The organism is Blautia sp. HCP3S3_C12 (assembly GCF_052064155.1).
Taxonomy (GTDB): Bacteria; Bacillota; Clostridia; order Lachnospirales; family Lachnospiraceae; genus Blautia_A.
This window is the reverse complement of record NZ_JBQHWC010000008.1, coordinates 82,017-94,191: the sequence shown is the minus strand read 5'-3', so window position 1 is coordinate 94,191 and position 12,175 is coordinate 82,017. Positions and strand designations below refer to the sequence as shown.

Annotated in this window: 13 protein-coding genes; 1 reads left to right on the top strand and 12 read right to left on the bottom strand. The window is 45.7% G+C overall.

Going from position 1 to position 12,175, the window contains the following annotated elements; translation table 11 throughout:
* Positions 1-228 precede the first annotated feature (228 nt).
* The gene (locus tag ACTNDS_RS08740; protein WP_173742997.1) at positions 229-462 is read left to right on the top strand and encodes a hypothetical protein; all 234 of its coding nucleotides are present in this window, start codon (positions 229-231) and stop codon (positions 460-462) included.
* Positions 463-562: 100 nt separating this feature from the next.
* Here the strand turns inward: ACTNDS_RS08740 and queA are convergent, their stop codons facing one another.
* The 12 genes from queA to acpP all read right to left on the bottom strand — a co-directional run bounded on the left by queA (position 563) and on the right by acpP (position 12,150).
* On the bottom strand, positions 563-1,588 hold the full coding sequence (queA, locus tag ACTNDS_RS08735) for a tRNA preQ1(34) S-adenosylmethionine ribosyltransferase-isomerase QueA (protein ID WP_173742996.1): 1,026 nt from the start codon (positions 1,586-1,588) through the stop codon (positions 563-565).
* Complete coding sequence (trmD, locus tag ACTNDS_RS08730) at positions 1,585-2,343, bottom strand: tRNA (guanosine(37)-N1)-methyltransferase TrmD (RefSeq protein ID WP_441035086.1); 759 nt, start codon at positions 2,341-2,343, stop codon at positions 1,585-1,587. Before trmD ends, queA begins: the two co-directional genes overlap by 4 nt.
* Entirely contained in the window at positions 2,344-2,847 is a 504-nt protein-coding gene (rimM, locus tag ACTNDS_RS08725) for a ribosome maturation factor RimM (protein WP_173742994.1), read from the bottom strand. It abuts the gene before it with no gap.
* 111 nt (positions 2,848-2,958) lie between these two features.
* Complete coding sequence (locus tag ACTNDS_RS08720) at positions 2,959-3,189, bottom strand: KH domain-containing protein (protein WP_019161355.1); 231 nt, start codon at positions 3,187-3,189, stop codon at positions 2,959-2,961.
* A gap of 60 nt (positions 3,190-3,249) precedes the next feature.
* Positions 3,250-3,495: a 30S ribosomal protein S16 gene (rpsP, locus tag ACTNDS_RS08715; protein ID WP_019161354.1), complete on the bottom strand. Its 246-nt coding sequence runs from the start codon at positions 3,493-3,495 to the stop codon at positions 3,250-3,252.
* Positions 3,496-3,604: 109 nt separating this feature from the next.
* Positions 3,605-4,960, bottom strand: a complete 1,356-nt coding sequence (gene ffh, locus ACTNDS_RS08710) for a signal recognition particle protein (protein WP_186994884.1) — start codon at positions 4,958-4,960, stop codon at positions 3,605-3,607.
* 3 nt (positions 4,961-4,963) lie between these two features.
* The gene (gene ylxM / locus ACTNDS_RS08705) at positions 4,964-5,287 is read right to left on the bottom strand and encodes a YlxM family DNA-binding protein (RefSeq protein WP_019161352.1); all 324 of its coding nucleotides are present in this window, start codon (positions 5,285-5,287) and stop codon (positions 4,964-4,966) included.
* A 72-nt stretch (positions 5,288-5,359) separates the two neighbouring features.
* Positions 5,360-6,571 carry a threonine ammonia-lyase gene (ilvA, locus tag ACTNDS_RS08700; protein WP_441035084.1) on the bottom strand — a complete coding sequence of 404 codons (1,212 nt, stop codon included), beginning with the start codon at positions 6,569-6,571 and terminating at the stop codon, positions 5,360-5,362.
* A 13-nt stretch (positions 6,572-6,584) separates the two neighbouring features.
* A complete protein-coding gene (ftsY, locus tag ACTNDS_RS08695) occupies positions 6,585-7,535 on the bottom strand; it encodes a signal recognition particle-docking protein FtsY (protein ID WP_441035082.1) in 951 nt (316 codons plus the stop codon).
* Between the two features lie 13 nt (positions 7,536-7,548).
* A complete protein-coding gene (smc, locus tag ACTNDS_RS08690; protein WP_441035080.1) occupies positions 7,549-11,109 on the bottom strand; it encodes a chromosome segregation protein SMC in 3,561 nt (1,186 codons plus the stop codon).
* 11 nt (positions 11,110-11,120) lie between these two features.
* On the bottom strand, positions 11,121-11,804 hold the full coding sequence (gene rnc, locus ACTNDS_RS08685; protein ID WP_019161348.1) for a ribonuclease III: 684 nt from the start codon (positions 11,802-11,804) through the stop codon (positions 11,121-11,123).
* A gap of 118 nt (positions 11,805-11,922) precedes the next feature.
* A complete protein-coding gene (acpP, locus tag ACTNDS_RS08680; protein ID WP_441035078.1) occupies positions 11,923-12,150 on the bottom strand; it encodes an acyl carrier protein in 228 nt (75 codons plus the stop codon).
* Positions 12,151-12,175: the final 25 nt, after the last annotated feature.

Below are 12,175 nucleotides of genomic sequence, written 5' to 3'. Positions count from 1 at the left end.
CTCTTTCTGTCCGGAAAGCTTTCCGGAAATTATGTATAACAGAAGCCACCCTGAAATGGGTACAACTATTAAAAGTATATAAAGAATTCACACAATCGTCAATAAATAAGTCTTTTCATAAAGGCACATTTTTGTTATAATATTATGACAAAAGGTTACATTAATATTACAGACGTCAAAAAATTTCATAAGCAAATAATGAACCCCCAAATGGAAAGGATGAAATTTATGAAGAAATTTAAATATTTTTTACTCACAGGAATGCTTCTGGCTACAATCGGTCTGTCCGGCTGTGGCAAGAAGGCAGAGGATGATATTACAAACAAGGAGATTTTCGAAGATGATCTGCAGCCCCTTACAGAGGACGAGCTGAACGCCATGGATGCAGATACTTCAGATGACGATATGAAATCCATCGATGATCCGGACGATGCCGAAGACGTAGAAAACACAGATAATTAACAGTTATTTGAGCTCAAAAATAACCAGGAAGCGTTTTGCCTCCTGGTTTCTTTCTGTTCTTTGTATGATCTCTCCACCCAACAAATGTTGGATATTTCTGTCAGATCAAAATACAGGCATCCCCAAAAGAAAAGAATCGGTATTTTTCCTGCACTGCCACTTCATAGGCATGCATAATCGTCTCTTTTCCTGCCAGTGCGGATACCAGCATAAGAAGAGTAGATTCCGGAAGGTGGAAATTAGTAATCAGTCCATCAATCATTTTGAAATGATATCCCGGATAAATAAAAATCTCTGTCCATCCGCTGCCTGCTTTCAAAATTCCATCCTCACCGGTTGCGGATTCCAAAGTTCTGCAGCTTGTGGTTCCCACGGAAATCACACGGCCACCGGCTTTCTTGGTGTCATTGATCAGTTTTGCCTGATCCTCCTCCACAATATAGAATTCTGAATGCATATGATGCTTTTCCACATCATCTACCTTTACAGGACGGAAGGTTCCCAGACCTACATGAAGGGTCACGTGGGCAATGTTAACCCCTTTTTCCTTTACCTTTTCCAGAAGCTCCTCTGTGAAATGCAGACCTGCAGTAGGTGCTGCGGCAGAGCCTTCGTGTTTGGCATATACGGTCTGATAACGGTTCTTGTCTTTCAGTTTATGGGTGATATAAGGAGGCAGAGGCATCTCGCCCAGCTGATCCAGGATCTCCTCAAAGATTCCCTCATAGTGGAACTGGATCAGTCTGTTACCTTCATCTACCACATCCAGGATCTCGCCCTTCAAAATCCCGTTTCCGAAAGTGATCTTTGCTCCAGGGCGGGCCTTTTTACCAGGCTTGACCAGACACTCCCAGATATCATTTTCCCGTCTCTTCAGGAGAAGGATCTCAATCAGTGCCCCTGTCTCCTCCTTATGTCCGTATAATCTGGCAGGAATTACCTTGGTATCATTGATAACCAGACAGTCACCCTTGTTCAGATAATCCAGAATATCTGTAAAATGTCTGTGCTCTATACTTCCATCCTTCAGGGAAATATGCATCAGTCTGGATGAACTTCTATCCTCCAGAGGATCCTGGGCAATCAGTTCCTGAGGAAGATCATAATAAAAATCTGCTGTTCTCATTTTGTCTGCTCCTCTTCTTCCTTCATCTGTTTCCTTAACTGGCGTACATAATTCCATTCTTTATTTGTCAGATCTGCTTTTTTCAGCAGATCCGGCCTTCTCTGGACAGTGCGGAGAATGGACTGCTCTCTGCGCCATTTTTCTATATTTGCATGATGTCCGGACATTAGCACCTCCGGTACCTTTTTTCCGTGCCACTCCTCCGGACGGCTGTACTGAGGGTATTCCAGAAGATTTCCGGCAAAGGATTCTGTCTCTCCGGACTCCTGGTTATTTAGTACTCCCGGTACCATTCTGGATATGGAATCCATCATTACCATAGCCGGCAGTTCCCCGCCTGTAAGTACATAATCTCCAATGGACACATAATCTGTTACAATTTCCTCCAGCACACGTTCGTCAATTCCCTCATAATGTCCGCAGAGAAAGATCAGATCTTCCTCCGCTGCCATTTCCCGGGCCATATTCTGGTTAAACACCTGTCCCTGAGGGGTCACATATACCACCCTGGGCTTCTTTGCCGTGTGGCTGGCAATAGATTCATAGGCCAGATATACCGGCTCTGCCTGCATCAGCATCCCTGCACCGCCGCCATAAGTATAATCGTCTACCTTCTGGTGCTTGTTAAAGGCAAAATCCCGGATGTTAATGGCTTCCAGAGAAAGAAGTCCCTTGGCAATGGCCCGGCCTGTGATACTGGTATTCATACCATTTTCAATCATTTCCGGAAACAGCGTTAAAACATGAAAATTCATTTAGATTAATCCTTTCATCAGATGGATGGTCATCACATTTTTCTCCACATCCACATCCAGAATGCATTCCCTGATGGCCGGAAGAAGAATCTCTTCCCCTTCTCCGTTCTCTACCACATATACATCATTGGCCCCTGTTTCCATAACATCTGTCAGGGTTCCAAAGCTGCTGCCATCCTCCAGGACTACCTTCATACCGATCAGGTCTGCAATATAATACTCATCCTCTTCCAGATCCTGTCCCTCTTCTCTGGGAATCCACAGCTCTCTCTGTTTATACATTTCAATATCGTTGATATTATCAATGCCTTTAAATTTCAGGATCACCAGATTCTTGAAAAATCTTACTTTTTCAATTTCCAGTTTTCTTTTTTCTCTGCCTGTGTCAAGGAGAACATAATCCAGCTCCGGAAAACGCTCCGGATCTGTTGTAGGATAAACCTTAACTTCTCCCCGTACACCATGTGTGGTGGTGATCACACCTACCTTTAATAAATCCTCCATCTGCTGACTCCTCTTTTATATATAATGCTGTCAGGCTACAAAGCTATCTGTCCTGACATTTATGGTAAAAACAAGGAGCTATGGCAACCACAGCTCCTTTCCCTTTTATTTTCATTGCAGAATATCCACAATCACTTTTTTGCTGCTTTTTGAAGAGGCCGCTTTGACTACAGTACGGATTGCCTTGGCAATTCTTCCCTGGCGTCCGATCACCTTGCCCATATCGGCAGGTCCAACTTTCAGTTCTACAATAACTGCGTCTTCTTTTTCAGTCTCAGTAACGACTACTTCATCCGGATTTTCAACAAGAGATTTTGCAATTACTTCCACTAATTCTTTCATTACATACCTCCCTGACCCGTCCTAGCTGGACGCTGCAGAAATACCTACTGGTAGATCTGATTATTTTTCAATTCCGGCATCCTTAAGAAGTTTAGCTACAACGTCTGTAGGCTGAGCTCCTGCTGCAAGCCATTTTTTAGCTGCTTCTTCGTCAACCTTAACTGCGCTTGGCTCAAGATTTGGATCGTATGTTCCAATCTCTTCGATGCATCTTCCGTCACGTTTGCAGCGGGAATCTGCAACTACGATTCTATAAAAAGGTGCTTTCTTCTGTCCCATTCTTCTTAATCTGATTTTAACTGCCATTGTTTCTTTTCCTCCATTAAATTAAATATATTATCTCTTAGGTTTTATGTCAAAGCGTTATTCGCTTCGCTAACTGCTCATTCCCCGGCTTCTGTGTCAGCTGTCCTGCTCACAGTCCAAAAGGAAGCTTGAATCCGCCGCCTCGCTTGCCGGCTTTGCCGCCCATAAGTCCAGGCATCTGCTTCATCATTTTTTTACTTTGCTCAAACTGTTTGACCAGACGGTTCACTTCTGCGATATCCACACCTGCACCTCTGGCAATACGGTTCTTACGGGAAATATTCAGGATTGACGGATTGGTTCTCTCCTGTGGTGTCATGGAAAGGATAATGGACTTGGTACGGTCCAGAGCCTTCTCATCGATCATTCCCTCAATATCCTTCATCTTGCTTCCCATTCCCGGAAGCATATTCAGAATACTGCCGATGCCGCCCATCTTATTCATCTGTTCCATGCTGGTCAGGTAGTCGTTGAAGTCGAAATCCATCTTCTTCAGCTTCTTCTGCATATCCTGAGCCTGTTCCTTATCAATAGCAGCTTCTGCCTTCTCGATGAGGCTCATTACATCTCCCATACCCAGGATCCTGGAAGCCATACGCTCCGGATAGAACTGCTCTAAGTCAGAAAGCTTCTCACCCATACCTACATAGAGGATAGGTTTACCGGTTACCGCCTTAATGGAAAGTGCAGCACCACCTCGGGTATCGCCGTCCATTTTGGTCAGGATCACACCGTCGATTCCAACCTTGTCTGCAAATGTTTTGGCAACATTTACCGCATCCTGTCCTGTCATGGCATCTACCACCAGAACAGTGGCATCCACATGAATATTTTCTTTTATATCTGCAAGCTCCTGCATCATGTCTTCATCTATATGAAGTCGTCCTGCTGTATCGATCAGGACTACATTCTGCTGATGGGATTTTGCATGCTCAATTGCGGCCTTCGCAATGTCTACAGGCTTCTGCTTATCTCCCATGGAAAAAACTTCCACGCCCTGCTTCTCACCATTCACCTGCAGCTGTGTGATCGCTGCGGGACGGTAAACGTCACAGGCTACCAAAAGAGGCTTCTTACCTTTGGATTTCAGCTTACCTGCAAGCTTGGCAACCGTAGTTGTCTTACCTGCGCCCTGAAGACCTGCCATCATATATACAGTGATCTCATTTCCCGGATGCATGGGCAGCTCTGTAGTCTCACTTCCCATCAGTTTTACCAGCTCGTCATTTACGATCTTGATCACCATCTGACCGGGATTCAGACCATTCATAACATCCTGTCCGATTGCCTGCTCCTGTACGGACTTGGTAAACTGCTTTACAACCCTGAAGTTAACATCTGCTTCCAGAAGAGCCATCTTAACTTCCTTAAGGGCAAGCTTCACATCCTCCTCTGTAAGGCGGCCTTTGCTTCGAAGCTTCTTAAACACATTCTGCAGTTTATCTGTCAAGCTCTCAAATGCCATATATTATAACTCCTCTAAAATCTCGCTGGATATATTTGCAATTTCCTCGGAATGATACTCCTGCGCCAGAACCCGTATTCTTTTCACCTGGGCTCTGATATTCAGGAATTTCTCAACCAGATGGAGCTTCTGTTCATATTCCTCCAGAGTCTTGTTGCATCTCTTTACCATATCATGCACACCCTGGCGGCTGATTCCCAGATCCTCTGCCACTTCACTGAGAGAATAATCCTCCAGCACCACGCTCTCATAAACCTGCTGCTGTCTCTCTGTCAGAAGCTCACCATAAAAATCATACAAATAACCCTGCTCTACAAACTTCTCCATCTGTAATCACCTTGGCTATCATACCTTATAATTTTACCTGTGTCAAGTATTTTTTCTTGACAGAAAAAATATTTATAAACTTGGTCTGATCAGGCGGGGTCTGCAGCCTGCATCCTCCAGTGCCTTCACGATCTGATTCTTGTGTTCTGTGCCAAAGGCCTCCAGAGTGATCTTCAGTTCCACAGCTGCATTTCTGTTGGTACTTACAAACTGGTTGTGGTCCAGCTTGATCACATTACCCTGCTGTCCGGCGATCACACTGGCAACTCTCACCAGTTCACCCGGCTTATCCGGGATCAGCACTGAAACTGTAAAGATTCTGTCTCTCTGGATCAGTCCGTGCTGGACAACAGAAGACATGGTGATCACATCCATATTTCCTCCGCTTAAGATAGAAACGATCTTTTTATTCTTTACATCCAGATGACGGAGGGCAGCCACTGTAAGAAGGCCGGAATTCTCAACGATCATCTTATGATTTTCCACCATATCCAGGAAAGCTACAATCAGCTCATCATCTTCAATAGTAATGATGTCATCCAGATTCTGCTGGATATATGGGAAGATTTTCTTGCCCGGTGTCTGTACTGCAGTACCGTCTGCAATGGTATTTACATGGGGAAGAGTCACCACCTCACCCTTAGCCAGGGAAGCCTTCATGCAGGCTGCTCCTGCCGGTTCCACACCGATCACCTTAATGTGTGGATTGAGAAGCTTTGCCAGAGTGGAGACACCTGTTGCCAGACCGCCGCCTCCGATAGGAACCAGGATATAGTCCACAAGCGGAAGCTCCTGGACAATTTCCATGGCAATGGTACCCTGACCTGTGGCAACTGCCGGATCATCAAAAGGATGGATAAAGGTATAACCCTCTTTCTCAGCCAGTTCCAGGGCATGGGCGCAGGCCTCATCATATACATCACCGTGAAGAATTACCTGTGCGCCATAGCTTTTGGTTCTCTCAACCTTGATCAGCGGAGTAGTGGTAGGCATGACGATCACTGCCTTCACTCCGTATTTATATGCCGCATAAGCCACACCCTGGGCATGGTTTCCTGCGGATGCTGTGATCAGTCCCTTATTTCTCTCTTCTTCCGAAAGAGTGCTGATCTTATAATAAGCGCCACGAACCTTGTATGCTCCTGTGCGCTGCATATTCTCCGGTTTGAGGTAAACCTTATTGCCGGTCAGATCGCTGAAATAACTGCTTTTGATCAGTTTTGTTTCCTGTGTCACCTGTTTTACAATCTCTGCTGCCTGTTCAAAGCTTTCTAATGTAAGCATTGTTTTTCCTCCTTTAGTTGTCCGGCTCATCCTTGTGGTCTACATCAAACAATGCATTTACAAATGCATCTGCATCGAATTTCTGAAGATCGTCAATACTTTCGCCTACACCAATGTATTTTACCGGTATATCCAGCTCAGACTGGATCGCCACTGCAATACCGCCCTTGGCTGTTCCATCCAGCTTGGTAAGGATGATACCATTTACATTTGCCACCTCTGAGAACTGTCTTGCCTGGGAAAGGGCATTCTGTCCTGTGGTACCATCCAGCACCACCAGAGTTTCCAGATAAGCCTCCGGATACTCTCTCTCCAGAATTTTATAAATCTTACGCAGCTCCTCCATAAGATTCTTCTTATTATGAAGACGTCCTGCTGTATCACACAGAAGAACATCTGCATTTCTCGCCTTTGCTGCTGCAACTGCATCATAAACTACAGAAGCCGGATCTGCACCGGACTGTCCGCCAATGATCTCCACTCCTGCACGGTTTGCCCACTGTGTCAGCTGCTCACCTGCTGCTGCACGGAAGGTATCCGCAGCTGCCAGGATCACCTTCTTGCCCTGATCCTTCAGCTTGCCCGCAAGCTTGCCTACAGAAGTAGTCTTTCCCACACCGTTGACACCGATCACAAGGATCACGGACTTACGGTTCTCAAACTCATATTCTGTGCTGTCCACACGCATCTGCTCCTTGATTTCATTGATCAGAAGCTGTTTGCATTCCATTGGCTCCTTAATGTGCTGTTCTGCAACTTCTTTTTTCAGATTTTCTATAATAGAAGTAGTGGCATTAATACCAATATCTCCCATGATCAGGATTTCCTCCAGTTCCTCATAGAAATCCTCGTCAATACTGGAAAAGCCACTGAAAATACTGTCAAAGCCGGCAACGATATTATCTCTGGTCTTGGCCAGTCCGCTGACCAGTCGTTTGAAAAAGCCTTTCTTCTCTTCTGCCATAATACTCCTCCTGTTACTGGGTAAGCTGGTTCTCTACAAGATCTACGGAAACCAGCGTAGATACCCCTTTTTCCTGCATGGTGATACCATAAAGCCTGTCGGCTGCATTCATGGTCCCACGCCTATGGGTTATTATAATAAATTGTGTGTTTTTCGTCAACTTCTGTAAATATCCTGCAAATCTTCCTACATTGGAGTCATCCAACGCTGCCTCGATCTCATCCAAAAGACAGAAAGGAGAGGGCTTCAGGTTCTGAATGGCAAAAAGCAGGGCAATGGCTGTCAGTGCCTTTTCTCCACCGGAAAGCTGCATCATATTCTGAAGCTTTTTCCCTGGCGGCTGAGAGGTGATCCGGATTCCTGCTTCCAGGATGTCTGCCTCCTCGTCCAACTCCAGAGTTCCTTTTCCTCCTCCGAAAAGCTCTTTGAAGGCTTTATCAAACTCTCTCTGGATTTCTGCAAATTTCTCTGTAAACTGCTTACGCATTCCTTCATCCAGCTCCTGTATGATCTGCTCCAGAGTTTTCTCTGCAGTGATCAAATCATTATACTGTCCGGAAAGGAAGGTGTGCCGTTCCAGAAGATCCTTATAATCCTCAATGGCATTAACATTAACAGAACCCAGTCTGCGGATCTCCTCCTTGATCTGAGCTACCTGCTTTTTCATTTCAGGCAGATCGGTCAGCTCCTCCTTTCTGTAGGAAAGGGCATTGTTGGGAGTGATCTCATACTCCTCCCACATATAGGAAATACGTTCTTCCCTGCTCTCCTCCAGCTTATCCATCTGGCTTTTCAGACGGAAGCACTCTTTGTCCAGAAGACCGATCTGACCGGAAAGCTGATCTCTTTTTTCAAAAAATTCTTTATGCTTTCCGTTTCTCTCCTCTTTCTCCTTTTGCCATTTCTCCAGCTGCAGCTTTGCTTCCTGCGCCTGGATACCGGAGTTGGCAGCCTCTGTTTTCAGCTCCTGGATCGTCAGTTTCTTCTGCTCCATCTCCTCACTGCTGTGGGCAAGAGATTCATAGATACTTTTTTGCTCATTCTCCAGAGTCTGGGTCTCCGAATTCAGACGGTTCAGATTTTCCTGGTCAAACCGGTTCTTCTGATCCAGGGAAGAAGCCTGAAGACGGATTTCCTCCAACTCTCTGGTTAGCTTTGTCTCTTCTTCCTTCCACTGATCCAGCTCTGCCTGTTTCTCCTCTATGAAGCTTTCCAGCTCCTGTTCATCCTGGCGGGAGCTTTCCAGCTCCCTGGCAATCTGCTCATGATCCTGACGGATTTCCAGCATCTGGCGTCTGATCTGTTCCTTGTCTCTGTTGATCTGCTCATAGCCTCCGCGGATTTCCTCTGCTTTCTCTTCCTGCTGGGCAATATTCATCTTTGCAGTATTCTGTTCTATATACTGCTGGCGGAGCTTGTCTTGAAAATCTGCAATGGCATCCCGAAGTACATTTCTCCTGTTTCTGTTGTCTTCCATTGCCTTCTGGATCATGGCAACCTCTGACTTCAGCTTTGCAACGCCTTTTTCCAGTTCCTCGATCTCTCTCCTTCGTCCAAGGAGATTACTGTTATTCTTAAAAGCACCACCTGTCATGGAACCACCCGGGCTTAAGGACTCACCCTCTATGGTAACCATTCGCAGGCTATGTCTGTACTTTCTGCCGATAGCAATGGCATGGTCAATATGATCCACCACCAGTACCCTTCCCAGTAAAAATCTGGCAATCTGCTGATACTGAGGTGCTGTAGTCACCAGTTCACTGGCCACACCGATCACTCCCGGTTCTTTCAGTGCTTCCCTGGGTGAAAACTCCCCTCTGGGACTGATGCTGCTCATAGGCAGGAAGGTTGCCCTTCCATATCGGTTCTTTTTCAAAAACTCGATCAGGGTTTTGGCTGTCTGCTCATTATCTGTGACAATATTCTGGATGCTACCTCCCAAAGCAGTCTCAATTGCTACCTCATAATCCTTGTTTACCTGGATCAGATCCGCCACAACACCCTGGATACCGGGAACCCGTTCCTTCTGTTCCATTACCCGGCGGATACTGTTGCCGTAACCATCATAGCGCTCTGTAAGATTACGTAAGGATTCCAGTCTGGAGGCTTCTCTATGATAAGAGGTCTGCTCCTTTTCCAGCTCAACCGTCTGCTCCTTTAATTTCTCCTGGATATTTCCCACTTCCTGATTCAGTCTGTCACATTCCTCGTTTGCAGAACGGATGGATTCTGTAATGGAATCATACTGCTCCTGGGCTTTCCTGAGGATGGTCTGCTGCTCCTCCTCTTCACTCTTTAAGCGGAGGATCCTCTGGCTGATCTCAGCCTTTCTGATATCCGCCTGCTCCATCATTGCATCAAATCTCTGGGATTTTCCCTTAGTATTGGCACGGCTGTTCAAAATTTCTATGATCTCATTCTTGCCTTCCTCCACAGCCTGGGTACAGGTCCGGATATTTTCCTGGGCAGTATTAAGCTTCTCTTCTTCATCCTTCAGTCTGCTGCGCACTTCCTTTAACTGTGAATAAAGATCGGATTTCTCTTCTTCCAGCTCTTTTCTGGAAGTCTCTCTTGCAGCCAGCTCCTCCTCTATGGTTTTCAGGCGGCTCCTGTAATGGTCCTCATTCTGGACTCCGGCCAGAATCTGCTCATTCAGTACATTAATCTGGCCTTCCAGCTGCTGCTTGTGCAAAGCCTGCTCCTGGCTTTCCATGCGCAGGGCATCCATTCTGGTATTTAATTCCTCCAGTTCCTGTTCCAGCCTGTCATATTCCACTCTGGTCTGTTCATATTCCTTCTGTGTATCCTCCAGATTCTCCTGAGCAAGCCTGTGCTTCTCTCCCAGCTCTTTCAGGCTCTCTGCTGTGGAGGAATATTCCAAAAGAAACATATTTACATCCAGTTCCTTCAAAGCCTCTCTTTTTGCCAGATAAATCTTCGCTGTCTCAGACTGCTTCTCCAAAGGTCCCAGCTGTCTGGTAAGCTCTGACAGAATATCTGTCACACGAACCAGATTCTGACGTTCCTCTTCCAGCTTTTTTACTGTTGTATTTTTTCTTCTCTTAAATTTGACAATTCCTGCTGCCTCATCAAAAAGCTCCCTGCGTTCCTCCGGCTTACCACTTAAAATACGGTCGATCTGACCCTGGCCGATAATGGAATATCCTTCCTTACCGATACCTGTGTCATAGAACATTTCATTAATATCCTTCAGTCTGCAGTTACTGCCATTGATCAGATATTCACTTTCCCCTGAACGGTAAAGCCGCCTGGTAACAGTAACCTCATTAAATTCTACAGGAAGCTTATGATCTGAATTATCCAGCGTAATGGCAACAGAAGCATAGCTTAAGGGCTTTCTGGTCTCTGTTCCCGAGAATATAACATCCTGCATATTCCCCCCTCGAAGAGACTTTGCGCTTTGTTCTCCCAATACCCAACGCACTGCATCACCAACATTGCTCTTACCACTTCCATTAGGCCCTACAATACCGGTAATCCCGTTATGAAATTCAAAATTGATCTTCTGGGCAAAGGATTTAAAGCCCTGTACCTCAATATTCTTTAAATACATAGTTCACCTGTCTATTTTTTTATCTCACGGATCGCCTGATATGCGGCAGCCTGTTCTGCTGCCTTCTTGGTATGGCCGGTTCCTGTTCCCATAAGTCTGCCATTCACTCTTGCTTCCACTGTGAAGCTTTTGTTATGATCCGGTCCTTCCTCAGCAATCAGCACATATTCCACCGGCTGGGTGCCTTTTTCCTGGACGATTTCCTGTAAGATGGTCTTGCTATCATAAAAGAGCTGTTTGTGTTCAATATCATTCAGAATAAATTTCAGTACAAACTCCTTTGCACTAGCAAAACCACCATCCAGATAAATAGCTCCAAGCAGAGCTTCTGTAGCATCTGAAACAATAGAATCCCTGTTTCTGCCGCCTGTCATATCTTCACCCTTTCCAAGGAGCAGAAACTGGGGCAGGCCAAACTCTCTGGCGCAATAAGCAAGGCTTGGCTCACATACCAGACTGGCTCTCTTTTTTGTCAGTTCTCCCTCAGGAACCTTGGAAAACCTGGCATACAAAAAATCACTGCTGATCAGCTCCAGCACAGCATCTCCCAGAAACTCCAGTCTCTCATTACAGCCCAGCTTGCCAAGCTTCTTTTCATTGGCATAAGAGCTGTGGGTAAGGGCCTGGGTAAGATAGTGTTTATTTTTAAAATGATATCCTATGATTTCTTCCAGTTCTTCTGTCTTTTTATTCATAACATCATTCTCCTTAATGCGATTACAGGGCGCTGTCCTCACAGCCCCCTGCCTCTTCGCTTCGTCTGTTATTTCCTGTTACTTTTTGTATTGCTCTCCGGTCTGAATTCCAGCCCGGTTATCGGATCGCACGAATTGCTTCCACAGCATCTCCTACTGTCCGGATCTGCTCTGCTGCTTCGTTCTCCAACTCAATATCATATTCCTCTTCCATTCCCATGATTATCTGAAAAATGTCCAGAGAATCTGCTCCCAGATCATCCACAAAGGTAGTATCTGCAGTTATGGTATCCGGGTCAATATTCAGGACCTCCCCAATAATCTCTCTGAGCTTTTCAAGTTCCATCCTTCATCCTCCTTCCCTTTTTGAC